We start from the raw sequence: 25,796 nt of genomic DNA on the forward strand, positions 1-25,796 counted from the left end.
AGCCAGTTTCAGAATGATTTTGCCTATAGCTAAACCGTTCTGTTTATTCGATTTTATGCAATGCCCGATTCAAAAACATCGTATTTTTACCGGGGCTTAGCGATGACACCTACAGCATCGATTCAAAAAAGGGAATCGTTTTCTGTATGGAGCTGGTCATGCATTGAAATCACTGAATAAAATCAAAAGCCCATTTTGGTATCGAGTTCGCCATAGTATTGCTTCTGTTATCATGCGCTTTATGTTCAAAAGCAGATCGAGAAACCGGCAGAGTTGAAATTGACATATTTATCGACGTTCCGCGCAGTTGCATTTGCAATGACAACTTTGGCTTTTTCGCTTGGCGCGATTGGTCACTCGAATGCGCAAGATCCGAAAGTGTCGAAGCCGCAGGCTCCAGTGGCCGCTGAGCAGTCTGTTCCAGAAGAAAAAGCTGTTGTTGAAAATAGCGCACCTGTCTCAGGCGTCGTGCAACAGCAGAAGCCAGTTATCAACGATCTTAAGCAGCAGACGAAAACGATCAGTGATCAGTTGCAGAAATCTGTAACGAACGATGAATCCCTAGCGAATTTCAAGTTGCAGCTCGATGGTCTTTCCAAGAAGCTGCTCGATGCTGGCGTTGCGTTTCGTCCGCGACTGACGGAAATCAATACCCGACTTGAACAGTTGGGCGCGGCGCCTTCTGGTGATCAGGCAGCGGAGCCAGCAATTGTTGCTGAAGAGCGCGCGCGGTTAATCGCTGAAAAAGCCGAAATCAATGCGGTTATTGGCGAAACAGAAGATGCATCACTTGCCGTCAATCAGATGTCGGCAAAAATTGGCAATATGCGCCGTGACCTCTTCGCGCAGACATTGTCTCAGCGTGTGAACCTTGATCTGACGCTTGGTTCAGAGGTGACTGCCGCCGCTGGCAATCAGATGGTTTCACTGTGGAGCATCGTGAAATCATGGTGGCGTTTCGTTTTCACCTTCAAGCTGAACTCATTTCTGGCTGCAGCTTTCTTTGCCGTTATTGCCGCGTTGGTTATTCAGCTCGGCGCGCGGCGGGTTCTGGGATCGCTTTACGAGCGTGATGTCACCAACGACGCGCCTTCCTATCTCAGCCGTTTGTCGGTTGCCTTCTGGTCTACCGCGATCCCTTCGGGCGCAGTCGCTGTTTTTCTCGCCACGACCTATTTCTGCCTTGATTACTTTAATGTGCTTAGGCCGGACATTGGGACGCTGCTGCAATCGCTCTTTATTGTCCTCGGCATTGTCTTCTTTATCAGCCGGTTGGCCTTTGCCTGTATCAGTCCTTACACGCCCGCTTGGCGATTAGTGCCTATTGCACCGCGTCCGGGCAGGGCGCTGGTTTGGCTGATTACAGGTATGGCGCTGATTAACGGGTTGGATTCGTTCTTCAGTAAGGTCAATCAGGTTTTGTCCTCACCACTGTCTTTGACAATGGCCAAAAGCCTGTTGTCGACTGTTGTGATTGGCGTTCTCATCCTCATAATAGCGCTTGTCAAACCAATTGAGAGAAATGTTGGAGAGGCAGTTCGCCCTTGGCCGAAAGCCTTCCGTGTATTTCTCATTCTGCTTGGTCTTATCCCGATTGTTGCAGCCTGCTTCGGCTTCATTGGTCTTGCGCGCTTTATGGCGCAGCAGATCGTTGTTACCGGCGCATTCCTCGTGACGATGTATCTCGGCTTTTTGACGGGACGTGCGATTTCTGAAGAACAGGCCTTTGCGTCCAGTCCGATTGGCCGGGTGATGCGTGATCGCTTCCATTTTGACGAAGCAAAGCTGGATCAGCTTGGGCTTGTTGTTGGTATTCTTATCAATCTCGCAGTTGCCTTAGTCGGCATACCGCTGGTGTTGATGCAGTTCGGCTTCCAATGGGTCGAACTCAAAAACACGTTCTATCATTTGATGACAGGCTTCCAGGTTGGCAGCATTTCCATATCGCTGATGGGAATTCTGACTGGCGTGGGCCTGTTTATCATCGTCTATTTGCTGACGCATTGGTTCCAAAACTGGCTGGATAGCAAGGTTCTTGCGCGTGGTCGTGTTGATTCAGGCGTTCGCAATTCTATCCGCACTGTTATCGGTTATGTTGGGCTGGTGCTCGCCGGATTGGTTGCAGTATCTGCCGCTGGCTTCAATCTATCCAGTCTTGCGCTGATCGCTGGTGGTCTTTCGCTTGGTATTGGTTTTGGTCTTCAGAATATCGTCCAGAATTTTGTCTCTGGTCTTATTTTGCTGGCAGAGCGCCCGTTCAAAGTCGGAGATTGGGTGGAAGCCGGAACTGTCAGCGGTATTGTCAAAAAGATCAGCGTCCGTGCGACCGAAGTTGAAACCTTCCAGAAACAATCGATTGTCGTTCCGAACTCGACGCTGATTAACGGAAATGTCGGTAACTGGACGCTGCGGAATAAGCTGGGGCGTATCGATATTAACGTGCAGGCCGCCTATACCGATGAACCGCGCCGTGTTCACAGCTTGCTGCTGGAAATCATTCGCGGTCATCCATCGATTTTGAAAAATCCGGAGCCATTTGTTGCGCTGCAGAGCATGACGGATTCACTGCTCGTATTTGATGTCTATGCGCATGTCGCAGATATTACATCGACCGGTGGTATCAAGAATGAGCTGCGGTTCCAGATTGTTGAGCGGTTCCATGCGGAAGGCATTCAGCTGGCGTCTTCTTCAACGGATCTGGTTCTAGGGATGCCGGAAATTGAAAAGCTTTCGGACCTGATGAATAGGGAAGTACCCCGCGCTGCAAAGCCGCGAAAGGAAAAGGCTGTGGAAGCAGACAAGCCAGAACATGATGACAAGGTATGAACGGCCTGTTCAGTTGCGGTTCAGTTTTGAAGTCTTATAAGTAATACAGAATGAGAGCAGGGGACTGCTTAAACGAGTGGGGCCGATTTTCGGCTTGTAGCGGGAGCGGCGGTAACGCCGAAAAGATATGAATAAAGTTCAGGTCCATTTTGCTGGCAAAGTCGCACTCGGCGCAGTGCTTGCACTCTCTTTTTCTGTGCCAAGCCTCTATGCTGCGAGTGTTTCCAATAACGATGCAGCTGAACAGACGATTGTTGTGACCGAAGGCGCATCAAAGCGCGAGATGCTGATTGCTGCGGGTGAGACCGTCGAATTCTGTGATGGTGGTTGCTTCGTGACTTTTCCAAATGGTGATCGTGAAGCGCTGAAAGGCGATGAAAAGATTGTCATTTCCGGCGGCAAGGCATCTTTTCAGTAAGCATAGTTTTTGAATGAAGAGCCGGGGTTTTGCCCCGGCTTTGCTTTTTTCGCGACATGCATCAGCTTCGCGGCTTAAGATTTTCCGGGTCATAAAGCGGTTTATAGCCAATCGATACGACTTCGACCGGATAGGTCTCGCCAAAATATTCCACATTCAGCTTGCGCCCTTCCTGACAATAGGACCATGGCAGATAGGCAAGAGCGATATTTTTGCCGATGGTTGGGCCATAGGCGATGGACGACGTGAATGAGCGGCGTCCGAGTTCATCGACAAGAGTTTCACCTGTTTCAGGATCGAGCACCGGCAAAATACCGACCGGATAACGTGCAACGCCTTTGGAATCGACGTTCTCGCTCATAACCAATGTGCAAAGCATTGCTGGTTGATGTTCGCGAGCTTTATATTCGAGGTGCTTTGCTTTGCCGCAAAAGTCTGCTTCCTTGATCTTCGGGCGGGCGAGATCCGCTTCCAGCAGGTTATATTCGGTGAGCAGGTCTGCATTCTGAAGACGCAGACTTTTTTCCATACGGCGTGTATTGGCATAGGTTTCAACGCCAACAGCAATGGCACCCGTCGAACGCAGCGCATCCCAGACGGCAAGACCGTCTTCGTATTTCATGTGCAGTTCCCAGCCCTGTTCGCCGACATAGGAAATGCGGAACGCAGTAACGTCTTTACCTGCAATACGGATCGGCTTGATGGCGGCAAAGGCGAAGTTTTCGAGATCAAGACCATCCGGGTCTTCGACAACCTTTTTAAGACTATCGCGGGCATTCGGTCCCCAAATGCCAATGGTGACGTATTTTTCCGTCACATCGGTGATGGTGACATCAAAGCCTTTATCCTCAGCCACCCGGCGCATGTAATGGAAATCGCGGGGACCAGCATCTGCACCGTTGATCATACGAATCCGGTCGGCCATGCGGATTGCGGTGAAATCGGCGCGCACCATCCCTTCATTGTCCAAAAAGTGCGTGTAAATGCCTTTGCCGATATTGGCGTCACCGCCCATCTTCGCAGCACAGAGCCATTCCATCAGGTCGACATGGTCCGGGCCTTCAATGTCATACATTGCGAAATGCGAGAGATTGATGATGCCGCAATCTTCACTTAGTGCGAGATGTTCGGCATTGGAGACACGCCAGAAATGGCGATTATCCCATTCGTTTTCGCGGACCGGAATGCGATCACCATATTTTTCCAGCAGATACTCATTAGCCGCATAGCCATGCGCACGCTCCCAGCCGCCCAACTCCATGAAGTAGCCGCCAAGTTCTTTCTCTCGCTCATAAAATGGCGAGCGTCGAATATTGCGGCGTTTGGAGAATGGCTCACGCGGATGCACTGCCGGATTATAGACCTTCATCGCGGTTTCGGTGCAGCGATCCCAGATGAACTGCTCCGTCATTTGATGCGGATAAAAGCGCGAATAGTCGATAGCGTGATGATCAATTGATGTCCGACCATCGGTCATCCAGTCGGCGATAAGCTTGCCCATGCCCGGGCCATCCTTGACCCAAATCGCAACTGCGTACCAGAGGCCGCGCACCTTTTGGCTTTCGCCCATCGATGGGCCGCCATCGGTTGTTACCTGCAGGAAGCCGTTGAAGGAATGGCTCTCATTGTAGCCCAGTTCGCCCAGGATAGGGGTCAATTCAATGGCGCGTTCGAGCGGTTCGAGCACCTGTTCCATGTCAAGATCGCGCTGCGATGGTGATAGACGTGCTTCATGCTTTTCCAGCAAATCGCGTGGGTGGCAAAGGCGCGGATTGGTTTCCTCGTAATAGCCCCATTCGATCTGGCCGCCTTCGGCAGTCTTTGGGTCGCCCGTGTCACGCATATAGGCCGAATTGCCCTGATCGCGCAGAAGCGGCCAGCCGATTTCCTTGCCGGTGCCTGCAAACTCATTATAGGGACCGAAGAAGGTCAGCGGATGGTCGATCGGCATGACGGGCAGGTCTTCGCCAACCATTTCTGCAATCAGACGGCCCCAAAGTCCGGCACAAATAACGACATAATCCGCTTCAATTGTGCCGCGATGCGTGACAACGCCCTTAATGCGACCGTTTTCAATGACAAGCGATTGGGCCGGAGTATTGGCGAAGCTTTGCAGCTTGCCAGCAGCTTCCGCCTGATCGATCAACTTGCCAGCAACGGTTTGTGAACGTGGAATAACAAGGCCTGCATCTGGATCCCAAAGACCGCCTTGAATAAGGCTTTCTTCAATAAGTGGGAACTTCTCTTTGACTTCGGAAGGCTCCATCAGTCGAGCGCGAGTGCCAAAGGCTTTGCCAGATGCGACCTTGCGTTTTAGCTCTTCCATACGGGAATCGTCACCGACGCGAGCTACTTCGATGCCACCGACGCGGGCGTAATGCCCCATCTTTTCGTAGAAATCGATGGAGTAAAGCGTGGTCCAACACGATAGGAAGTCGTGACTGGTGGCATAGCAGAAGTCAGAAGCGTGGGCTGTGGAGCCGATATCGGTCGGGATGCCGGATTTATCGATGCCGACAATGTCGTCCCATCCGCGCTCAATCAGATGATGGACGACCGATGCACCGACGATGCCGCCAAGTCCAACAATGACGACTTTTGCCTTCTTAGGAAACTCTGCCATTTTATGCGATCCCATTTATAATTTGATGGAATCATAGTGATTGGTGTGAGCCAACAATAGTCATTCTACGACATAATCAGAGCGTCCGGCGACCGAAGTTAAATGTGTATTTGATTGAGCTGTTATGTTGATTCTCATAGGCGTGCGATATTGAAAGTTTGATTCATGGTGCGTGGCTATCACACTGATTTAAAATAAAAAGCCACGCTTTGTAGCGTGGCTTTTAAAACGATCAGGCTGCTATAAGCATTTTACGATCTGCTCGTTCCTGTTGCGGTGAACGACCATAAAGTTCGCGATAACACTTGGAAAAATGCGACGCGGAAACAAAGCCACATGCAACAGCCACTTCCACCACCGGCATAGAGGATTGCAACAGAAGATGTCGCGCCCGATCAAGGCGGATTTCGAGATAATATCTGGCTGGTGAGCGGCCCATTTCCTGCCGGAACAGCCGCTCAACCTGACGGCGCGACAAGCCAATACTATGCGCGACATCAATGAGAGTTTCCGGCTCGGAAAGATTGGCTTCCATCATTTCGATGATGGTCAGAATTTTTGAGTTCTGAATGCCAAGACGTGCGCGCAATGGTAAGCGCTGACGATCATGCGGATTGCGGACGCGGTCGGTGAGTGCCTGTTCGCAGATACGGTTGACCAGATTGTCATCGAAATCATCGCCAATCAGTTTCAGCATCATGTCGAGTGCTGCTGTGCCACCAGCGCATGTGTAAATATTGCCGTCCACCTCAAAAAGGTCGGCATAGACCTCTGCTTTAGGAAACGCTTCGGAGAACCCTGGCAAGTTTTCCCAGTGTATCGCGCAACGTTTACCAGAGAGGAGACCTGCGGCCGCTAGAATATGCGCGCCCGTACAAAGGCCGCCAACCGCGACGCCGCGGTTATATTCCTCACGCAGCCAGGCAAAGACAGACTTGTTGCGGAACTCTTCAACGTAAACGCCTGAGCAAACGAACACCATGGATGGGCGTTGCTCACGCTGAAGGAAACGACGTTCGTCTTCCAGTGAAGCGTTGACCGCACATTCCACGCCGTTCGATGCTTTGACCGGCTTGCCATCACTTGATGTGAGCCGCCAGCGATAGGCTTCATAGCCCAGCATGCGATTGGCAATGCGCAGCGGTTCAATCGCTGTCGCAAATGCGATCATCGAAAAGTCCGGCACCAGAAAAAAAACAATAGATCTCTTAACCGATGAAGCTTCAATCATAGCCTGACCGTTCCCATTCTTAAAAGCCTTGTTGCGGTTCCCGACGCAATTCAGGCCTTGTGCCTCCGTCATGACACCGGAATTTTACCGGTCTTGTCATCCGGTCGTTTTTTGACCGGTCATCCTGTTGCGATAGCCTTGTTTTATAAGGGGGTGGCTATGGCGCAAACAGAACAGACATATTGAGACATAGAACGTTCAGATTGAATAGTGCGGCTAAATGCCTGCCGTAAATTGGTGCCTAGATGTCGCTAAATTGAAGGCATGGAATATCCTGCCCTCAATTTGCAATATTACTAACGTCTTTCGGCTTTTAGCGTTGGAGCAGGCAGCCGATCATCAACACAAGGCCAGCCGATATCGTGCAGAATGTGTTCCGGCAAAGCCTCCAGTGCCCTGCGGCTCCTTTTAACGCGTCGCTGGTATCTCCAGTTGGAGTAAAGTGCGCTGAATGTTGCTAAGCTTGCCTTGAGCCAGCTTGGGATCAAAGACGAGCGTGACCCACATTCGTTTTGTAGTGCTTCACATTGAATGCTCATTTTCGTTCTCCAGACAAAATTGAGATCACGTGTTGGGAGGTGTTTGATCTCTATGCACAAAGCTTGCGGCCATCTTGACGTTCAATCAAACGAAATATACAAAGCCATAAGATCAGAAAAATTGAACTAGCGAAAAGCTATGGAGTTCAACATGACAGCGCCGGTTCAGCATCCAATGCCCATGCTCGACATTGATGTGTTGCGTACATTTGCGGCTATCGCAGACACGGGCAGTTTTTCTGCCGCCGCGAATGTCGTGTTTCGCACACCTTCTGCCGTCTCCATGCAAATCAAGAAGCTTGAAGAGCAAATAGGCGTTGTTGTGTTTGATCGCGACGCGCGGTCTGTGACATTGACCAGCGATGGCGAGATGCTTCTCGGCTATGCACGGCGGTTGCTGGCTCTCAACCGCGAAGCTGTTGCGAAGTTTCTGGCGCCCACGATCACTGGCGTTGTTCGTCTGGGGTCGCCTGATGATATTGGTGAGTGCGTTCTGCCGCTGGTGTTGAAACGATTTGCCGAGACACATCCGGGCGTCACGGTTGATGTGGTGATTGATCAAAGCACCAATCTGCGTAAGCGTCTGGACGAGCGGCGTTTGGACGTCACACTCGTTAACCTCTCTCATACTGTTCCAAGCAAAGGCGACATTGAAGTTTTGCTTGATGAGGAGCTCGTCTGGGCGGGTGCGAAATGTGGAACGGCCTATCGTCGCGATCCTTTGCCGCTTTCAATATGGGAAGAGGGCTGTGCATGGCGCGGCAATGCGTTGGAAGCACTCGAGAGTTCGGGCAGGCAGTATCGCATCGCCTACATGAGTTCGCACTCAACGGGGCAGCGTGCGGCAATACAAGCGGATCTTGCGATTGCGCCTTTTGGTAAGACGCTGCTTGGTGAAGGCATTGTCGCCCTTGGCCCTGAGCATGGCTTGCCGGAATTGGGACGCTATCAGCTCGGAATGATCATTCGTCCTGATGCAAGGCAGCATATTCAGGTTGTGGCGGATCATCTTCGCAATGTCTTTGAATCTTATCGCCGCAGCGGTCGCTTTGAAACATTGCGTTCAGGTTGGGGCAGCGTCGCAGTTGCGTGTGGTTGAGCCGCGCTCTTGTCGAGAAAAAATGCTGCGCTAGATGTCTAATATGACAGCTGTAAGAACAGCTTCACCACCAGAATTCCGAGCAGGGCGGGCCGGTTTTTTAGGAGGTTTACTCGTTACACTGCGACCTCAATGGAGAGCCCCTATGAAGCTATCTCGTATCGTTCCTGTTGCTATTGTACTTTGCGCTTTCACGCTAGCTTCCTGTGCCAATACGGTTCGCGGTGTGGGGCGCGACGTAAAAAGCACGGCACATGCTGTTCAAGAAACAGTTGAGTAAATAAAAAAGGTCCGGGTTTCCCCGGACCTTTTTTACTTTTGCAGAAAATAACTAACCGTGAGGTGTTTATCTGGTCGCGTTCGATAAATAACGGTTGTCGTGTTTACGCCGTTCTCCGGTATTGTGATTTTTGCTTGATTTATGAGGTTGGTTACGCGCTCATTCGGTGATGCATCGCCAAACCACATTATAAGCGCAGGTCTTTCAGCGTTAAACGCTCCATTTGGTGTTTCAGGATGGATCACTTGAATGGATGGTTCAAAGATTCTGAAATTTCCGGCGATTTGCGCATTGTCAGTCAGAATTGTTTTGAAGTCTCCATCGTGACGCATTTCCTGATAAAGACTCTGGTAATCCAGCTGACCATATGGCGGATTGCCCGATCCATAGATGAGATAATACGCAAGTACCGGCGGTACGATCAGCGCAAAGACAATGCTAACGGCTGAAAACTGTAAAAGTGCGCGTGAATGGCGACGGTATTCTGAAAATAAGCAGGCTATCACTGCTGGTGTGAGAAAAAGTACAGGTTGCAGCCAGCGATCTTTGATGTTGCTGACGCCCGCAACGATTACTCCAAGCAATACGATTGAGATTCCCACGATGAGAATACGCCGCATGAAAGTTTCACCCACCGTAATCGGTTGGCTTGGTACTGTGCGCTTGGCAGAATGAATGCGCGCTACGATAAAAGCTATACTGATGACCAGAACGGAGAAAAGAAATGTAGCTTCAATGAAGCTGCCAACGCCGTGTAGTCGATCAAAAAACAGATTACCAGACGCACCAATCTGAAGCTTTTCCGATCGTGCAACTACACTTGATTTATGCGCGAGCATCCAATTTGCAGTTGGGGCAAAGCAGATTGCAAATGCACCTACCGTTAGAAGAGTTATCTTCGATAGTAGCACTTTTCTGTATTCAGTTACTGAAAGTCCGGTAACGATTAGCATTAATATAAATATAGACGCATTAAATTTACCCAGGACGGCGGCAGCCATTGTAACGCCAAGCGCAACTGCAGCTAACATGCTTTTATCTCGCATATACCAAGCGAAGGTGAGAAAAGCCCAGCCGCACCCTGCTGTCCCGGCAATGGAATGTGTCAGTGCTCGCTGAGATTCCCAGCCTATTTGCGGAACGAGAAATAGTCCCAGCATTGATGCCGAAGCGACAGTTCGCGAGAAGCCTAAAAGCCGCATTGCGCCAAATACGCTTAAGAATAGGCTTGCGAGCATGCTGAACTTGACGATTTGAAGCGTCAGCATTGATGTGCCAAGTACGGACGCTGCAATATTCGTTATCCAAGTATAAAGAGGTGGCTGTGAGCCGCCATATCCCCAGTCGAGATAGCCGATATTAGCGAGTTGCTCTGCGTCGTCCAAGCCTGCGCCGTTAGAGACGAATGTCACAAGGATAGCCTGAAAGGCAAAATAGCAAATTACGAAGACAACTGCCATTGGGAAGCCAAAGAAGGATTTATCTGCGCTTTCCGCAGTTGTCGCTTTCAGGGTGGTCAAATTACTATTCCAAGATTTGATCGTACTCAGAAAATACGATGCTTAATTCGCTCATAATTGGCGCATTCGTTTGTTTCGCTTGGCGAAACGCTGCTCCAATAAAATATCTGTCACAGGATTATGGCTTGATTTCAATCTTATAACTAAAAACTGAAAGTATCATCACGTATAATTTATAAGCGGGAAAAAATGGCAAAAAACCGCGCTGCCTCGTCAGGTGCACGGTCTTGCCAAATACGCATGGCGCTTCCACCAAACAATACGCGGTGGAAGAGACTGAAGCTCCGGTACGCAGTACCAAATCCGGAGCCAGAGAAGAACTCAATCGTCTCTGGCTCCTTTTTAGCGCAACATCGTTACCGGACAGTTATCAGATACTTAAGCAAATCTAAACAACGTCAGTTTTTTGCTATTTATAGAATAAATTACTGACTTTACGCTTTTGCCGAACGTAAAAAATTGATGATTCCGGAAAAGTCTTCTCCACCATGTCCATCATTACCGAAGCGTTCGTAGATCTCCTCTGCATGAGCACCCAATGGGGTGGCTGCGCCTGTACTTTTTGCAGCTTCTTGTGAAAGCTTGAGGTCTTTGTGCATGAGTGCCGCTGCAAATCCGGGCTGGTAATCACGGTTGGCAGGCGATGTTGGCACTGGGCCGGGCACCGGGCAATAGGTTGTCAGCGACCAGCATTGACCAGAAGAAGTGGAAGCCACATCAAATAGTGCCTGATGCGACAGGCCGAGTTTTTCTGCCAGCACAAATGCTTCGCTCACGCCGATCATCGAAATGCCGAGAATCATGTTGTTGCAAATTTTTGCAGCCTGTCCTGCGCCATCACCACCGCAATGCACGATCTTACCAGCCATTGGCTGAAGAAGTGGTTCAGCCTTTACAAAGGCATTATCGCTGCCACCCGCCATAAAGGTGAGGGTGCCAGCTGTCGCGCCCCCAGTGCCGCCTGAGACTGGCGCATCGACTGAGAGGTGACCGTGATGGGCCGCGATCTCGTGTGCTTTGCGTGCCGAATCCACATCAATGGTTGAGCTATCAATGAAAAGTGAGTCTTTACGAGCCTTAGGAGCGATGTCCTCATAAACAGAAAGAACATGCTTGCCCGCAGGCAGCATGGTAATTATCGCATCGACATTGCTTGCAGCTTCTGCAGCACTTGCCGCGATTTCAAGCCCGTTGGCTTTCGCTTCTTCGAGATGTGCAGGCAGCAGATCAAAGCCTATGACCTTGTGCCCGGCCTTCACCAGATTGGCGGCCATTGGCCCGCCCATATTGCCGAGGCCGATAAAAGCGATAGTGGCCATGGTTTCCTCCCATTTTATAAATGTATCAGCGTCCGATCAGTTGGCGGGCAATGATGACGCGCATGATTTCATTAGTGCCTTCAAGAATCTGGTGAACGCGCAGATCGCGGACAAGTTTCTCGATGCCGTAATCATGAAGATAGCCATAGCCGCCCAAGAGCTGCAGCGCATCATTGGTGACGTCAAAACCGGTATCTGTCACAAAACGCTTGGCCATGGCCGACCATTTGCCTGAATCATGCGTTTTGCGGTCAAGCTTGCTCGCAGCAGTGTAAAGAAGCTGTCTTGCTGCCGAGAGCTCGGTCTCCATATCTGCGAGACGGAACTGCAAAGCCTGAAACTGATCGATTGTCTTGCCGAAAGCTTTACGCTGCCCCGTATATTCAAGCGCTTTATTGAGTGCAGATTGTGCGCCACCCAGCGAGCAGGCGGCAATATTCAGCCGTCCACCGTCAAGACCTGCCATTGCGATTTTAAAGCCAGCGCCTTCTTCTCCCAAGCGATTAGCAATTGGCACGCGGCAATTGTCGAAAATCACTGTTCGGGTGGGCTGCATATTCCAGCCCATTTTGTGCTCATTGGCGCCAAACGACAGGCCGGGCGCATCTTTAGGCACAACGATGGTAGAAATTCCTTTCGGACCGTCCTCGCCGGTACGCACCATTGTTACATAAAGATCGGTGGCGCCCGCACCGGAAATAAATTGCTTGGTGCCGTTGAGTATATAATGGTCGCCATCGCGCTCTGCGCGGGTGCGAAGTGCGGCGGCATCCGAGCCTGATCCGGGTTCGGTCAGGCAATAGCTGGCAAGCCATTCCATCGACGCGAGTTTAGGCAAAAATGTCTGACGCTGGCTTTCATCGCCAAACGTATCGATCATCCATGCTGCCATATTGTGAATGGATATAAACGCCGAAAAAGCTGGGCAAGCCTCGGCCAATGCCTCGAAAATAAGGACGGCATCTGACCGTTTGAGTGCGGATCCGCCAACGTCTTCGCGAACATAAATACCGCCCATACCGAGCGGTCCTGTTTGTTTAATGACGTCTATAGGAAAATGCTTGTCGTGATCCCATTGCAGGGCATAAGGCGCAACAAAATCCGATGCGAAGCCACGCGCCATATCTTGAATGGCGAGTTGATCTTCATTGAGTTCAAACTGGTTCTGGTCGGCAGTATCCATGGTTTCCTCCCTATGAGCACCGCGCCTCCTGATGAGACTAGATCACAATGGCGCGTAGCTGCCAACGCTCCATCGGAATAATGTTGCTTACTTTTGTAATAAACTGATGCGCATTTTTACATATAAGGTTGCCGCAACCGCTGGCGATTGCCAGTCACATGAAGTTGGGATAGGCAAGCTCGCATGACACGCGCAATCATGTTTCAGGGGACGGGTTCAGATGTCGGCAAAAGTGTTCTTGTTGCCGGACTTTGTCGCGTTGCACGCAATCGCGGACTAATAGTTCGTCCATTCAAGCCGCAAAATATGTCTAATAATGCAGCCGTTAGCGATGATGGTGGCGAGATCGGGCGCGCGCAATGGCTTCAAGCTTTGGCTTGTGGCGTGCCATCATCGGTGCATATGAATCCGGTTTTGCTAAAACCGCAAACCGATATGGGCAGTCAGGTCGTTGTTCAGGGGAAAGTGCGTGGCGAGGCGCGTGGTCGATACTATCAGCAGTTGAAGCCGCAACTGATGGCAGCGGTGATGGAATCCTTTGATATTGTCAGTGAAGGCGCCGATCTGGTGTTGATCGAAGGTGCCGGGTCGCCTGCAGAAATCAATCTGCGCACTGGCGATATCGCCAATATGGGTTTTGCCACACAGGCTAATGTTCCTGTCGTATTGGTCGGAGATATTGATCGCGGTGGGGTGATTGCTTCACTGGTCGGCACGCACACGATCTTGTCCGATGAAGATCGTGCTATGGTGCGTGGCTTCCTGATCAATAAGTTTCGCGGCGATGTTTCGCTGTTCGATGACGGGCTGGAGGCGATAACCCGCTTCACGGGCTGGCGATCATTCGGTGTTGTGCCTTGGCTGAAAGCCGTGTCGCGATTGCCTGCGGAAGATTCGGTTGTTCTGGAACGCGCTACGCGCGGCGATGCCAAAGCCTTAAAAGTAGCAGTGCCAATGCTACCGCGCATCGCAAATTTTGATGATCTCGATCCGTTGAAGGCCGAAGATCAGGTGGAAGTTGTGATGGTTCCGCCCGGACGGCCTTTGCCGCATGATGCTGGTCTTGTGGTTATACCGGGAACCAAATCCACAATCGCCGATTTGATTGCCTTCCGAGACAATGGTTGGGAGCGCGATTTGCACGCGCATGTGCGACGTGGTGGGCATGTCCTTGGGATATGCGGCGGGTTTCAAATGCTCGGAAATCGCATCAGTGATCCTCATGGCATTGAAGGGCAGGTGCGTGAGATCGATGGCTTGGGCCTACTTGATGTCGAGACTATTATGGAGCCCGAAAAAATCGTCCGCAATGTCGATGCTCATTCGCAACTCTATGATGCAGCACTTGATGGATACGAGATCCATATAGGGCGAACATATGGTCCCGACGCTATCCGCTCATTCTCGCGGATCGGCGATCACGATGACGGGGCAGTCTCGGCGAACGGTCGGGTGATGGGCACCTACCTGCATGGTGTTTTTGGTGCGGATGAGTTCCGTCGGCATTTTCTTGCAACGCTCGGCGTGAGCAGTTCAGGCGAGAATTATCGTGCTGGCATTGAAATGGCACTTGATGAGCTGGCTGACGGCTTAGAACGCTGTCTGAATATCGATGCGTTATTCGCACTCGATTGACGCCGCATTGGCGAAAGCCTAGTGTCAATTTACACAACAGGTTTTGCCGGGACGAATCCCGGCGATACCAAAAGGGAATGCGACGGACGGACCCAATCCGGGCGTCTTTATCGCAGCCGACCCCGCGACTGTAGAGCGGAGAGGGATGAGGCAAGCTGGATAACCGGCAGCCACTGGAAACTAAGCGTTTCTGGGAAGGCGCTTCAAACCCTACGACCCGTGAGCCAGGAGACCTGCCTGTAGTGTGAAGGGCATTTTGTCCGCACCCCATGGGAGGTTTTCCCTGCTGCCTACACGGAGGTTGTCATGGCTGCGCGTACCCAAAATTCTGTTCCCGACACTTTAGCTATGCCGCTCGCAACGCGTCTTGCGACTGCGGTCGTTTCGCTGCTTCTTGGTGCATTTCTGATTTACGGCGTGGGTCTCGCCCATTCCGATACGCTGCACGATTCAGCGCACGATACCCGTCATTCATATGGGTTTCCCTGCCACTAAGCCGATTAGCTTTTTGAAATAGGAAATGAGCAACGCTTGATGGTGGACGGCCATCTGCGAATAATTGCTGTTGAGGGAATAAAATGTTGATCCGTTATCTTCTGGCCACGCTTGCTGCTGGCCTGTTGGCAGGGCTTCTCGTGACGCCTGCTATGTATTTTAAAACCGTGCCGTTGATCATTCAAGCGGAAACTTATGAAGACGCTGGTGGCGGTCATAGTCATGGTGATGCAGCCGAAGCGTCTGCACCGCACGACCATGCCGCAGTTGCGGCCAGTGAAGGTGAAGAAGAGGAAGGCGCTGAGCTACCTTTTGGTCGTCTTGGCAATACATTGCTTGCCAATCTCGTAGCCGGTGCAGGCTTTGCTTTGCTTTTAGGTGGTGTTGCTCTGTTGCTCGGCCGTCGTATTACGCCGCAGAACGGCATTTTCTGGGGTGTGGCCGGTTTCTTTGCGGTCGCATTCCTGCCAGCTCTGGGGCTTTCGCCGGAACTGCCTGCGATGCCTGCCGCTGATCTGGCACAGCGTCAGCTTTGGTGGATTTCGACCGTGGTGTTAAGCGGCGTTGGCATTTATCTGCTGGTTTTGCGTGGTGAGATTATCTCAAAGATCCTTGGACTTGTGCTTATTATCGCACCACACCTTTATGGGGCGCCGCACCCTGAAGATATTGCATCGCCAATTCCGTCGCTGCTTGCCTCGCAATATGCTGTCGCATCGCTTGCAACAAATCTGTTCATGTGGGCCGTCATTGGTCTTGCGCTGGGCTGGTTCATTCAGGCTTATGCGAAGTCAGATATTGAAGGCTGATAGGCATGGCTCTGCCCCGAAATGAAAATGCAAAAATCACGTTCGTTCTTGGCGGAGCCCGCTCTGGTAAGTCGTCTTATGCAGAAAAGCTGGTTGAGGACTTAGGACTTCAGCCAGTTTATCTCGCTACCGGTCGCGCATTCGACACAGAAATGGAAAACCGTATTTCCATTCATCGCGACCGTCGCGGGAGTGAATGGCAGACGGTGGAAGAGCCGCTCGATCTTGTAGGAGCGCTTCAAAAACACGTGGGGCATGACCGTTTCGTGCTGGTCGATTGCCTGACGCTCTGGATCACCAATCTGATGATGGCAGAGCAGAATATCGCTACTGAAACTGCGACACTGATAGCGGCGCTGCGTCAGCTTTCAGGTCCGGTTGTTTTCGTTTCCAACGAAGTTGGCTTGGGCATTGTGCCGGAAAATCGGATGGCGCGGGAGTTTCGCGATCATGCCGGTTTTTTGCATCAGGCCGTAGCATCCGTGGCGGATGAAGTTTATTTCATGGCGGCAGGTCTGCCGCTCAAAATGAAAGGTTAATTTTATGCAGGGACAGAAAATTCCAGCAACGGTAATCACCGGTTTCTTAGGTTCCGGCAAAACGACGTTGATCCGCAATCTGCTGGAAAACGCCAATGGCAAGCGTATCGCGCTCATCATCAATGAGTTTGGCGATCTGGGCGTCGATGGCGGAATTCTTAAAGGCTGCGGTATTGAAAGCTGCCGTGAGGAAGACGTGATCGAACTCAACAATGGCTGCATTTGCTGCACCGTTGCCGATGATTTCATTCCGACGATGACCAAGCTTCTGGACCGTGCGGATCGTCCTGATCATATCGTGATCGAGACTTCAGGACTGGCGCTGCCACAGCCGCTGGTCGCCGCGTTCAACTGGCCTGAAATCAAGACGCAGGTAACAGTCGATGGTGTAGTGACGGTTATCGATGCCGCCGCCGTTGCTGAAGGCCGTTTTGCTGACGACCACGACAAAGTGGATGCTCAGCGCGCAGCGGATGAATCTCTTGATCATGAAAGCCCTTTAGAGGAACTTTTTGAAGATCAGATTCATGCAGCTGACCTTATTGTTTTGAACAAGGCCGATCTCATTGATCCATCGAAACTCGATGGCGTGAAGACCGATGTGGCTGCACGCTCAACGCGTCGCGTCAACATGGTGCCAGCAAGCTTTGGCAAGCTTGGTGCGGATGTCCTGCTCGGTCTTGGTGTGGGTACGGAAGATGATATTGCCAACCGCAAATCGCATCATGAAATTCATCACGCTGATGGCCACGAGCATGATCACGATGAGTTTGAAAGCTTTGTAGTGGAAGCAGGCTCGGTTGCTGATCCAAAGGCATTTACCGAGAAGCTCAAGGCTGTGATCGCGGAACATGACGTTCTGCGTCTCAAAGGCTTTGTTGATGTGCCGGGCAAGCCGATGCGTCTGGTTGTGCAGGCCGTTGGTCCGCGTATTGAGCATTATTTCGATCGCCCATGGGGCAAGGATGAAGTGCGCAATACGCGTCTTGTTGTCATTGGTCTGCATGAGATCGATGAGCAGGCAATCACCAAAGCCGTGAAAGACGCTGTCTCGTAATGCATCTTTTACTTGCCCAGAAAGGAACGATAAGCGACGGCAATGAGGCCGTCGATCTCGGCCAGACGCCGGGCGATATATTGTTCCTTTCCGCTGCCGATACGGAGCTGGCAAGCCTTGCTCAAGCACGTAAGCTTGGGCAAAGCGGGCCAAGCCTCCGACACAGTGTGCGACTGGCCAACTTTCTAAACCTCACACATCCCATGTCGGTCGATGCTTATATCGAGCGTACGGCAAAGCATGCGAAGCTTATTGTCGTGCGGATTATTGGTGGCGAGACCTATTGGCCTTATGGGCTTGAGGCGCTTAATGCCTGTGCGGTTTCACACGGCATCAAGATCGCTGTGCTGCCGGGTGATGATAAGCCCGATTATGGGCTGACAAGGTTTTCAACCGTGTCAGCGCAAGAGCGGGATGCTCTCTGGCAATATCTGATTGAGGGCGGGGCTGCCAATACGTCTCGCTTTCTCGATTATTGTTGCGCATTGATTGATGACAGCGAAAAGCCGGAAGAGGCTGCACCGCTTCTAAAAGCTGGGCTATGGTGGCCCAATATGGCCGCGCCTTCTCTTGATCTCATTCGCCAGCAATGGAAGGTCGCTGATGCGCCAGCTGCCGCAATCATTTTTTATCGTGCGCTGGTGCAGAGCGGACAGACGCAGCCAGTAGAAGCACTGATCAGTGCATTGCAGGCCAAGGGCTTGAACCCGGTTCCGGTTTTTGTTTCCAGCCTCAAGGATCGGCTTTCGGCGGCGGTTGTTGATGGCCTGTTTGAAGACTGTCAGCCGGATATCGTTCTCAATGCAACTGGCTTTGCGATTTCGTCGCCGGGTGCCGAGCGTAAACCTACTGTGCTTGATAAGCGCGGCAATATGGTTTTGCAGGTGATCTTTTCCGGTACGCCAAAAGCGACATGGCAGGCATCACAGCAGGGGCTGCTGGCGCGTGATCTTGCGATGAATGTGGCGCTGCCCGAAGTGGACGGTCGTGTGCTGTCGCGTGCGGTATCGTTCAAATCGGCAAAGCAGTTCGATAGCACCGTTGAAGCCAACATCGTTACCCACGAACCGGATGCCGGTCGCGTGGCTTTTGTCGCGGAACTGGCGGCAAACTGGGTGCGCTTGAAGCGTAAGAAGCCAGAAGAACGCCGCATTGCGTTGATCCTCGCCAATTATCCGAACCGCGATGGCAGGCTGGGTAATGGCGTTGGGCTTGATACGCCAGCCGGAACTGTGGAAGTGCTGCGGGCTATGAAAGGCGAGGGCTATCAGGTCGGCGATGTGCCTGCCGATAGTGAGGCCTTCATGCAGCTTTTGATGGCGGGTCCGACCAATGCTGCGAATGATGGGCGCGAAGTCCGCGAAGTCATTTCTCTGAATCAATACAAGACGTTTTTCAAAAAACTTCCCAATGTGATTCAGCAGGAAATTGAAACGCGCTGGGGTAGTCCGGAGAATGACCCATTCTTCGATAGTGAGCTTGAAGGTTTTGCTCTACCGCTGATGAAGCTTGGCGAAACCATTGCCGGTATTCAGCCAGCACGCGGCTATAATATCGATCCGAAAGAAACCTATCACTCACCTGATCTGGTTCCGCCGCATGGCTATATCGCGTTCTACGCTTATTTGCGTGACGTGGCCAAAATCGATGCCATCGTGCATATGGGCAAGCATGGCAATCTGGAATGGTTGCCCGGTAAAGCCTTAGCGCTATCGGAAAATTGCTATCCCGAAGCAGTCTTCGGCCCTACGCCGCATGTCTATCCGTTTATCGTCAATGATCCGGGTGAAGGCACGCAAGCGAAGCGCCGCGCGGGTGCCGTGATCATCGATCATCTTACACCTCCGCTGACGCGCGCCGAAAGCTATGGCCCGCTCAAGGATCTGGAGGCGCTGGTTGATGAATATTACGAAGCATCGGGCGTCGATCCGCGTCGCCTGTTGCGGTTGAAAGCACAGATTCTTGATCTTGTGCGCGACATTGGGCTTGATCGTGATGCGGGCATTCACGACCATGATGATGAAGATATGGCGCTGCAAAAGCTTGATGCCTATCTCTGCGATCTCAAGGAAATGCAGATCCGCGATGGGCTGCATATTTTTGGTCTAGCCCCTGAAGGGCGTTTGCTTACCGATTTGCTGGTAGCACTGGCACGCGTTCCGCGCGGCATTCCTGTTGCGCTGGGTGGTTTGTCGGGCGAACAAAGCCTGCAACGTGCTATCACAAAAGACGCAGGCCTTGGCGAAGGATTTGATCCGCTCGATTGTGCGATGGCCGATCCATGGACCGGGCCGAAGCCTGCACTGCTGGTGGCTGCAAGCCCTGCAAGCTGGCGTATTGCTGGCGATACAGTTGAGCGTATCGAATTGCTTGCCGCACAGTTTGTTGAGGGCGAAGTCGAGCTCCCTGCAGATTGGACGCAGACCAATGCTGTATTGCAATCGATCAACGATCATTTGCGCCCTATGGTGACATCCTGCGGACCTTCGGAGATTGAAGGCTTTCTGTCAGCTATTTCAGGGCGTTTTGTGCCGCCGGGACCATCGGGTGCGCCGACGCGTGGACGGCCAGACGTCTTGCCGACCGGGCGCAACTTCTTTTCATCTGACAGCCGTGCTGTGCCGACACCTGCGGCATGGGAACTGGGTCGCAAGTCGGCAGAACTGCTGATCACGCGCTATACGCAGGATCATGGCGAGTGGCCGACCTCGTTTGGTCTCACCGCATGGGGAACCTCCAACATGCGCACCGGCGGCGATGATATTGCGCAGGCTTTGGCGCTGATCGGTGTGAAGCCGGTCTGGGATATGGCTTCGCGCCGTGTCACCGGCTACGAGATCGTACCGATTGCCAAGCTTGGACGCCCGCGCGTTGATGTGACTTTGCGTATTTCTGGCTTCTTCCGTGATGCTTTCCCCGAACAGATTGCACTGTTTGACAAGGCTGTGCGTGCTGTGGCTGCGCTTGATGAAGAGGCGGAAGACAATCCAATTGCTAACCGCATTAAAGTTGAACAGGCACGGCTTATCGCAACAGGCGCTGATGCAAAGACTGCCGAACGTCGCGCGGGCTATCGTGTGTTTGGATCAAAACCCGGCGCATATGGTGCTGGATTGCAGGCGCTGATTGACGAGAATGGCTGGGCCGGTCGCAACGATCTGGCGGAAGCTTGGCTCGTCTGGGGTGGTTATGCCTATGGTGCAGGCGAAGAGGGGCAGGCAGAACGCGGGCTTCTTGAAGAGCGGCTTCGTTCTGTGCAGGCAGTGGTGCAAAATCAGGATAACCGCGAGCACGATTTGCTCGACAGCGATGATTACTACCAGTTCGAAGGTGGTATGGCCGCTACGGTTGAAAATCTGACTGGCGCGATGCCGACCGTCTATCACAATGATCATTCACGGCCCGAAAAGCCGGTTATCCGCACACTCGAAGAAGAGCTGGCGCGGGTTGTGCGCGGCCGTGCGGCGAATCCTAAGTGGATCGCTGGTGTGATGCGCCATGGCTATAAGGGCGCTGCCGAAATTGCAGCCACTGTTGATTATCTTTTCGCTTTTGCAGCAACGACTGGCAAAGTTGGCAATCATCACTTCGAGGCAGTTTATCAGGCCTATATCGCTGATAGAGCCGTGCATGATTTCATGCTTGAAAAGAACCCGGCTGCACTAAGTGAAACCGCTTCAAAGCTCAACGATGCAATTGAACGTGGCTTCTGGGTGCCACGTTCAAATTCAGCACGCTTTGAGCTCGAAAACCTTATGAAATTGAATTCCGGCGCTTGATCCCGAAAAGTTGCAGACTTTTCGGATAAGATCACGCGTTAAAAAGGAGGCATTAAATGGCTGAGAAATCTGCGAAACTTCTTTCGATGACGGAAGAGGAATTGAATGCCCGTCATGCGGATAAGATGCGCAAGAAGAAAGCCGCGCGTGACAAGATTCAGGCCACCAAGACCGACGAGAAAGGCCTTGTGATTGTCCATACGGGTAAGGGCAAGGGTAAGTCGAGCGCCGGCTTCGGTATGGTTTTCCGCGCACTTGGTCATGGTATGAAAATTGGCGTTGTTCAGTTTGTCAAAGGCTCATGGGATACTGGCGAGCGCTGGGTTCTCGAGAAGTTTCCGGAGCAGGTGACGATCTCGGCCCTTGGTGAAGGCTTTACATGGGAGACGCAGGATCGCGTGCGCGATATTGAAATGGCGCGTGATGCATGGGAACAGGCGAAGGCCCTGATCCTCGATGAAAGCTACGATATGGTTCTATGCGATGAGCTCAACATCGTGCTGCGTTATGACTATCTGCCGGTCGAGGAAATCATCGAAGTGCTTGCCGCCAAGCCTGAGATGAAACACGTCATCATAACTGGCCGCAATGCTAAGGATGAGCTGATTGAGTTTGCTGATCTTGTCACCGAGATGGAAATGATCAAACATCCCTTCCGTTCGGGCGTGAAGGCGCAAAAAGGAATCGAGTTCTGATCATGGTAGCGAGCTGGCAATTCTGGGCGTTGATGTCGGCAGTTTTCGCTGCGTTGACGGCGATATTCGCCAAGGTCGGCATCCAAGGCATCAATTCTGACTTTGCCACGTTGGTTCGTACGCTGGTGATCATCGGCGCGCTGTGTCTGTTTCTGACAGTGACGGGCCAATGGCAGAAGCCCGGTGAAATTTCTGCAAAGTCGTGGGTGTTTCTTGTGCTTTCCGGCCTTGCGACTGGCGCGTCATGGCTTGCCTATTTCCGCGCGCTGCAAATTGGCGACGCGTCACGCGTCGCCCCTGTCGATAAATTGTCAGTCGTATTGGTTGCGCTTTTCGGCGCAGCATTCCTTGGCGAGCGTATGTCTACGATCAACTGGCTTGGAATTGCACTGATCGGCTGTGGCGTCGTGCTGGTAGCGTTACGCGTTTAAAACCCGATCATCTGCCGGATAGGGTTGCTTGGCTCCAGCAGCAGCCGCACGGCAAGCGCGAGGCTCACGACAATCAGCAGGGGCTTGATGATGCGTGAGCCAATTTTCATGGCAAGGCTTGCGCCAATCTGAGCGCCGATAAACTGCGCTATTCCCATGCAGATGCCGAGTTTCCAGTTGATCGTGCCAACAAGAGCGAAAGTGGCGAAGCCGCCGATATTGGAGGCGCAATTGAGCAGCTTGGTATGAGCGGTCGCTTTCAGTACACCGTAGCCTGCAAGCGCGACGAATGCCAGCATGAAGAATGAGCCGGTGCCGGGGCCGAAAAGTCCGTCATAAAAGCCAATCAGTGGAACCAGTGTGACGCCAAATAGGAATGGTCCTATCCGCCGTGCGCGATCCACGTCGCCAAGGCTTGGCTTCACCGCAAAGTAAATGGCAATCGCGATCAGCAAAATTGGCAGAGCGGCCCGCATGATATCGACAGGCAGGACGGTTGCGAGAAGCGCACCGAGAACGGAACCGACCAGCGATGCAATGGCTTCGGGCCATTGTTCCTTGATGTTCACATGGCCTTTGCGCGCATAAGCAATTGTTGCAGAGGAAGAGCCGAACAGGCCTTGCAACTTGTTTGTGCCAAGCGCTTCGACAGGTGGCACACCTGCCAGAAGCAAGGCGGGAATTGTAATCATACCGCCTCCGCCTGCGATAGAATCGATAATGCCCGCAATGAAAGCGGCCATGGTCAGCAGAAGCGTTAATGTATCGAAAAATTCAAGCATGGAGGGGTCCGGCAAAAGTTGATGCAACATAAAGCAGACAATCGCATTGCGCCAGACGGCTATTTGCGGAACCTTATTAAGGCTGACGTTGTTTTTCGGTTCGTGCACCATTATCAATGCAGGTCTGTTCGGTATCAGGAGACAGTCATTCATGAGCGAAAGCTTTTTCGAACGTATTACTGCGTTTCTCAGCAAAAAGAGTGCTGTGCAGCGTGTTGCCGAAGACCCGGCACTCGCCTCGGAACTGCTTCTTCTGCTTCATGTGGTTTTTGCCGATGGTGATCGTCATCCAGCAGAAATTGCTGCGTTCAGGCAGATCGTTTCCGAGAATTTTGGAATTTCGGCGGAAGAGTTGCCGGAAGTGACGGAATATCTCAAAGACTTTGGTTATGAGACGACCACCAAGCAGGCGGCTTCGATGCTGGCTGAAATGGCACCTGAACGCCGTGCTTCACTGCTGCGCGATCTGGTTCGGATCGCGCGTGCGGACGATCATGTTGATCAGTCGGAAACAGCGATGATCAAGCGTATTGCAGATATTCTCGGTGTCACATCAGAAGACATCAGAGAAGCGCAGCAACCGGCGCCTCGTGCTGTCTAACTGTAATTTTGTTGCTCTTGGAATCGGCTGCTCCTCAGGCGTAAGTCTTAAGGAGCTTATTTTGCTGGCTGATAAAGTGCTGGCAAGTGCCGGAGTGGAGCGACCTGCGGTCATATCAACGATTATTACCAAGCAAGGTGACCCGGTCTGGGGTCAACTCTCTCAGCATTATGATTGCGAGCTGCGCTTCTTTGATGCTGCTCGGCTTGAACAGGAAACGCCAAATCTAAAGCACCCGTCGGACGTGGTTTTCGCTTCAGTTGGCTGCCATGGCGTTGCAGAATCTGCGGCTCTTGCGGCGGCTGGCGTTGGTGCGGAATTGGTGGTGGGAAAGACGACCGGTGAACGCGCCACCGCAGCAATTGCGGTGACGCGAAGCATATGAGCTAAGCGATCTTCACTTTGCGACGTTGCACGATATAGGTTGCAACAGTGGCAATGATCAGGAGGATTGCTGCTGCAACAATGACCGCCACATAGGCATTTTCGAATGCCTGTGATGCGAGGCTAATCAAGGCATTGGCATCAGCTGCGGGCATCGATTGTGCAGCAAGAAGTGCTTCATCAAGACTGTCGCGCACAATAGGCGGAATGTTTGAACCGGCAGGCAGGACAAAACTGGCTGTGTAGAATGCCGACAAAATGCTGCCGAAGATTGTTACACCCAGCGCATTGCCAAGCTCGAATGAAACCTCTTCGACCGAAGCGGCCATGCCAGCCTTCTCAATTGGTGCGTTGCCCATGATCGCGGAGGATGCTGCTGTCATGACTGCGCCAACGCCAAAGCCGAGAATTGTCAGGCCCGTGATGTAGAACATCGGTTCTTTTTTATAGGTCAGACTATAAATGATAATACCAGCTGCCGTAATACCCAGCGATGTCCAGAGGACCTTGCCCGCACCAAGACGTGGCAGCTGAATACCGGCAAGCGGGCCAGCCACGAAAGCTGCCAGAGGAATTGGCAGAATCATCAATCCTGCCTGTAAGGGTGATAAACCCTCGATTAATTGCAGGCGCTGACTGAAAACCAGTTCCATACCCGTTAGTGAGCCTGATGCGACCAGAGCCGCAAATACGCCGGTCGAGAATAGTCTGTTGTTAAACAGCGAAAAGTCGATCAACGGTTCATTGCTCGCAAATTGGCGTCGCACGAAGATGGTCGTTGCAATGAGACCTATAATCAGGGCTCCGGCAAAGACAGTCATTGATGCATCGCGCTTGGCCAGTTCTTTGACTGCATAGGTTAGCGCGATCAGGCCAATCATGATCTGGATCGAGCCGACCAGATCCCATTTGCGCTTAGAGCCAAGCGGACGGTTTTCGAGGTTAAAGGCTGAAAGTGCCAACGCCACCAGAACAACGGGCACGTTGATCAGGAAGACCGATCCCCACCAGAAATATTCGAGCAAAACGCCGCCCGCGACAGGGCCGATGGCAGCGCCACCCGAAGCAATTGCTGCCCAGATGCCAATGGCAAGCGAGCGTTCCTTTTCATCCGTGAAGGTCAGCCGAATGATCGACAATGTGGCAGGCATCATCATCGCTGCACCGCAAGCGAGGAGTGCGCGCGCTGCGATCAGCACTTCAGGATTTGGCGAATAGGCTGCGCACAGCGATGCAACACCAAACACCACCAGGCCATTCATGAACATGCGCTTGTGGCCGAGCTTGTCGCCCAGCGTGCCAAGACCCGGAAGAAGACCTGCCACCACCAGCGGGTAGATATTCATGATCCAGAGCTTCTCGGAAGCACTCGCCGCCAGATCATGGGTGAGGCGCGGCAGCGCTGTGTAAAGCACTGTCATATCCACAACGATCAGAAACAACGCGCTGGAAACAATTGCGAGAACGAGCCAGCGATTTTGCGGCAACATCGGATCACACCTTTTCAATACGAGCGTATTCAAACTTGTCAGGGTGGCTGACATAATATAA

Annotated in this window: 21 protein-coding genes and 1 riboswitch; of the genes, 14 read left to right on the plus strand and 7 right to left on the minus strand. The window is 52.1% G+C overall.

The genetic code is table 11. The features are described from left to right. Window positions 1-279: 279 nt before the first annotated feature. Together J2782_RS01860 and J2782_RS01865 are read left to right on the plus strand one after the other, a co-directional pair. The gene (locus J2782_RS01860) at window positions 280-2,826 is read left to right on the plus strand and encodes a mechanosensitive ion channel family protein (protein ID WP_310009896.1); all 2,547 of its coding nucleotides are present in this window, start codon (window positions 280-282) and stop codon (window positions 2,824-2,826) included. 127 nt (window positions 2,827-2,953) lie between these two features. Further along, the gene (locus tag J2782_RS01865) at window positions 2,954-3,244 is read left to right on the plus strand and encodes a hypothetical protein (protein WP_310009898.1); all 291 of its coding nucleotides are present in this window, start codon (window positions 2,954-2,956) and stop codon (window positions 3,242-3,244) included. A 61-nt stretch (window positions 3,245-3,305) separates the two neighbouring features. Here the strand turns inward: J2782_RS01865 and J2782_RS01870 are convergent, their stop codons facing one another. Both J2782_RS01870 and J2782_RS01875 read right to left on the minus strand, forming a co-directional pair. Further along, complete coding sequence (locus J2782_RS01870; RefSeq protein ID WP_310009899.1) at window positions 3,306-5,867, minus strand: GcvT family protein; 2,562 nt, start codon at window positions 5,865-5,867, stop codon at window positions 3,306-3,308. A gap of 232 nt (window positions 5,868-6,099) precedes the next feature. After that, window positions 6,100-7,098 (minus strand): GlxA family transcriptional regulator, encoded by a 999-nt coding sequence (locus J2782_RS01875; RefSeq protein ID WP_310009900.1) that lies wholly within the window; start codon window positions 7,096-7,098, stop codon window positions 6,100-6,102. Window positions 7,099-7,788: 690 nt separating this feature from the next. On the opposite strand from J2782_RS01875, the gene J2782_RS01885 reads away from it, so the two are divergent. Together J2782_RS01885 and J2782_RS01890 are read left to right on the plus strand one after the other, a co-directional pair. Beyond that, on the plus strand, window positions 7,789-8,736 hold the full coding sequence (locus J2782_RS01885) for a LysR substrate-binding domain-containing protein (protein ID WP_250038927.1): 948 nt from the start codon (window positions 7,789-7,791) through the stop codon (window positions 8,734-8,736). Window positions 8,737-8,881: 145 nt separating this feature from the next. Continuing rightward, entirely contained in the window at window positions 8,882-9,016 is a 135-nt protein-coding gene (locus J2782_RS01890) for an entericidin A/B family lipoprotein (protein ID WP_094539832.1), read from the plus strand. A gap of 32 nt (window positions 9,017-9,048) precedes the next feature. Here the strand turns inward: J2782_RS01890 and J2782_RS01895 are convergent, their stop codons facing one another. The 3 genes from J2782_RS01895 to J2782_RS01905 form a co-directional block, all read right to left on the minus strand. Continuing rightward, the gene (locus J2782_RS01895) at window positions 9,049-10,536 is read right to left on the minus strand and encodes an ArnT family glycosyltransferase (RefSeq protein WP_310009903.1); all 1,488 of its coding nucleotides are present in this window, start codon (window positions 10,534-10,536) and stop codon (window positions 9,049-9,051) included. 434 nt (window positions 10,537-10,970) lie between these two features. Next, a complete protein-coding gene (mmsB, locus tag J2782_RS01900) occupies window positions 10,971-11,855 on the minus strand; it encodes a 3-hydroxyisobutyrate dehydrogenase (RefSeq protein ID WP_310009904.1) in 885 nt (294 codons plus the stop codon). Window positions 11,856-11,880: 25 nt separating this feature from the next. Beyond that, complete coding sequence (locus tag J2782_RS01905) at window positions 11,881-13,038, minus strand: isobutyryl-CoA dehydrogenase (RefSeq protein ID WP_310009905.1); 1,158 nt, start codon at window positions 13,036-13,038, stop codon at window positions 11,881-11,883. 183 nt (window positions 13,039-13,221) lie between these two features. Between J2782_RS01905 and J2782_RS01910 the strand changes: the two genes are divergently transcribed. The 8 genes from J2782_RS01910 to J2782_RS01945 all read left to right on the plus strand — a co-directional run bounded on the left by J2782_RS01910 (window position 13,222) and on the right by J2782_RS01945 (window position 22,478). After that, window positions 13,222-14,673, plus strand: coding sequence for a cobyric acid synthase (locus J2782_RS01910; protein WP_310009906.1), 1,452 nt, complete (start codon window positions 13,222-13,224; stop codon window positions 14,671-14,673). Window positions 14,674-14,694: 21 nt separating this feature from the next. Next, a riboswitch (cobalamin riboswitch) is annotated at window positions 14,695-14,928 on the plus strand. A gap of 51 nt (window positions 14,929-14,979) precedes the next feature. Beyond that, window positions 14,980-15,168: a CbtB domain-containing protein gene (locus J2782_RS01915; RefSeq protein WP_310009907.1), complete on the plus strand. Its 189-nt coding sequence runs from the start codon at window positions 14,980-14,982 to the stop codon at window positions 15,166-15,168. 83 nt (window positions 15,169-15,251) lie between these two features. Continuing rightward, window positions 15,252-15,977, plus strand: coding sequence for a CbtA family protein (locus J2782_RS01920; protein ID WP_310009908.1), 726 nt, complete (start codon window positions 15,252-15,254; stop codon window positions 15,975-15,977). A gap of 5 nt (window positions 15,978-15,982) precedes the next feature. Further along, the gene (cobU, locus tag J2782_RS01925) at window positions 15,983-16,516 is read left to right on the plus strand and encodes a bifunctional adenosylcobinamide kinase/adenosylcobinamide-phosphate guanylyltransferase (protein ID WP_310009909.1); all 534 of its coding nucleotides are present in this window, start codon (window positions 15,983-15,985) and stop codon (window positions 16,514-16,516) included. A 4-nt stretch (window positions 16,517-16,520) separates the two neighbouring features. Then, the gene (gene cobW / locus J2782_RS01930) at window positions 16,521-17,573 is read left to right on the plus strand and encodes a cobalamin biosynthesis protein CobW (RefSeq protein WP_310009910.1); all 1,053 of its coding nucleotides are present in this window, start codon (window positions 16,521-16,523) and stop codon (window positions 17,571-17,573) included. After that, complete coding sequence (gene cobN / locus J2782_RS01935) at window positions 17,573-21,352, plus strand: cobaltochelatase subunit CobN (RefSeq protein ID WP_310009911.1); 3,780 nt, start codon at window positions 17,573-17,575, stop codon at window positions 21,350-21,352. The genes cobW and cobN overlap by 1 nt, the downstream gene beginning before the upstream one ends. Before the next feature lie 56 nt (window positions 21,353-21,408). Continuing rightward, entirely contained in the window at window positions 21,409-22,047 is a 639-nt protein-coding gene (gene cobO, locus J2782_RS01940) for a cob(I)yrinic acid a,c-diamide adenosyltransferase (protein ID WP_310009912.1), read from the plus strand. A 2-nt stretch (window positions 22,048-22,049) separates the two neighbouring features. Further along, window positions 22,050-22,478: an EamA family transporter gene (locus J2782_RS01945; RefSeq protein WP_310009913.1), complete on the plus strand. Its 429-nt coding sequence runs from the start codon at window positions 22,050-22,052 to the stop codon at window positions 22,476-22,478. Here the strand turns inward: J2782_RS01945 and J2782_RS01950 are convergent. Further along, a complete protein-coding gene (locus J2782_RS01950) occupies window positions 22,475-23,260 on the minus strand; it encodes a TSUP family transporter (RefSeq protein WP_310009914.1) in 786 nt (261 codons plus the stop codon). The genes J2782_RS01945 and J2782_RS01950 overlap by 4 nt on opposite strands. Before the next feature lie 151 nt (window positions 23,261-23,411). On the opposite strand from J2782_RS01950, the gene J2782_RS01955 reads away from it, so the two are divergent. After that, a complete protein-coding gene (locus tag J2782_RS01955; protein WP_250038940.1) occupies window positions 23,412-23,861 on the plus strand; it encodes a tellurite resistance TerB family protein in 450 nt (149 codons plus the stop codon). Then, entirely contained in the window at window positions 23,854-24,246 is a 393-nt protein-coding gene (locus J2782_RS01960; RefSeq protein WP_310011039.1) for a cobalamin biosynthesis protein, read from the plus strand. The genes J2782_RS01955 and J2782_RS01960 overlap by 8 nt, the downstream gene beginning before the upstream one ends. 1 nt (window position 24,247) lies before the next feature. On the opposite strand, the gene J2782_RS01965 is transcribed toward J2782_RS01960, so the two are convergent. Further along, window positions 24,248-25,789 (minus strand): MFS transporter, encoded by a 1,542-nt coding sequence (locus tag J2782_RS01965; RefSeq protein WP_310009915.1) that lies wholly within the window; start codon window positions 25,787-25,789, stop codon window positions 24,248-24,250. Window positions 25,790-25,796 lie beyond the last annotated feature (7 nt).

The sequence above is a fragment of the Brucella pseudogrignonensis genome (assembly GCF_031454375.1).
Taxonomy (GTDB): domain Bacteria; phylum Pseudomonadota; class Alphaproteobacteria; order Rhizobiales; family Rhizobiaceae; genus Brucella; species Brucella pseudogrignonensis_A.

What these genes read in the sequence shown, in the direction of transcription:
- J2782_RS01865 (WP_310009898.1), top strand. Translation starts at nt 2,954, where the DNA reads ATGAATAAAGTTCAGGTCCATTTTGCTGGCAAAGTCGCACTCGGCGCA.
- J2782_RS01870 (WP_310009899.1), bottom strand. Translation starts at nt 5,867, where the DNA reads ATGGCAGAGTTTCCTAAGAAGGCAAAAGTCGTCATTGTTGGACTTGGC.
- J2782_RS01875 (WP_310009900.1), bottom strand. Translation starts at nt 7,098, where the DNA reads ATGATTGAAGCTTCATCGGTTAAGAGATCTATTGTTTTTTTTCTGGTG.
- J2782_RS01885 (WP_250038927.1), top strand. Translation starts at nt 7,789, where the DNA reads ATGACAGCGCCGGTTCAGCATCCAATGCCCATGCTCGACATTGATGTG.
- J2782_RS01890 (WP_094539832.1), top strand. Translation starts at nt 8,882, where the DNA reads ATGAAGCTATCTCGTATCGTTCCTGTTGCTATTGTACTTTGCGCTTTC.
- mmsB (WP_310009904.1), bottom strand. Translation starts at nt 11,855, where the DNA reads ATGGCCACTATCGCTTTTATCGGCCTCGGCAATATGGGCGGGCCAATG.
- J2782_RS01905 (WP_310009905.1), bottom strand. Translation starts at nt 13,038, where the DNA reads ATGGATACTGCCGACCAGAACCAGTTTGAACTCAATGAAGATCAACTC.
- J2782_RS01910 (WP_310009906.1), top strand. Translation starts at nt 13,222, where the DNA reads ATGACACGCGCAATCATGTTTCAGGGGACGGGTTCAGATGTCGGCAAA.
- J2782_RS01915 (WP_310009907.1), top strand. Translation starts at nt 14,980, where the DNA reads ATGGCTGCGCGTACCCAAAATTCTGTTCCCGACACTTTAGCTATGCCG.
- J2782_RS01920 (WP_310009908.1), top strand. Translation starts at nt 15,252, where the DNA reads ATGTTGATCCGTTATCTTCTGGCCACGCTTGCTGCTGGCCTGTTGGCA.
- cobU (WP_310009909.1), top strand. Translation starts at nt 15,983, where the DNA reads ATGGCTCTGCCCCGAAATGAAAATGCAAAAATCACGTTCGTTCTTGGC.
- cobW (WP_310009910.1), top strand. Translation starts at nt 16,521, where the DNA reads ATGCAGGGACAGAAAATTCCAGCAACGGTAATCACCGGTTTCTTAGGT.
- cobN (WP_310009911.1), top strand. Translation starts at nt 17,573, where the DNA reads ATGCATCTTTTACTTGCCCAGAAAGGAACGATAAGCGACGGCAATGAG.
- cobO (WP_310009912.1), top strand. Translation starts at nt 21,409, where the DNA reads ATGGCTGAGAAATCTGCGAAACTTCTTTCGATGACGGAAGAGGAATTG.
- J2782_RS01945 (WP_310009913.1), top strand. Translation starts at nt 22,050, where the DNA reads ATGGTAGCGAGCTGGCAATTCTGGGCGTTGATGTCGGCAGTTTTCGCT.
- J2782_RS01950 (WP_310009914.1), bottom strand. Translation starts at nt 23,260, where the DNA reads ATGCTTGAATTTTTCGATACATTAACGCTTCTGCTGACCATGGCCGCT.
- J2782_RS01955 (WP_250038940.1), top strand. Translation starts at nt 23,412, where the DNA reads ATGAGCGAAAGCTTTTTCGAACGTATTACTGCGTTTCTCAGCAAAAAG.
- J2782_RS01965 (WP_310009915.1), bottom strand. Translation starts at nt 25,789, where the DNA reads ATGTCAGCCACCCTGACAAGTTTGAATACGCTCGTATTGAAAAGGTGT.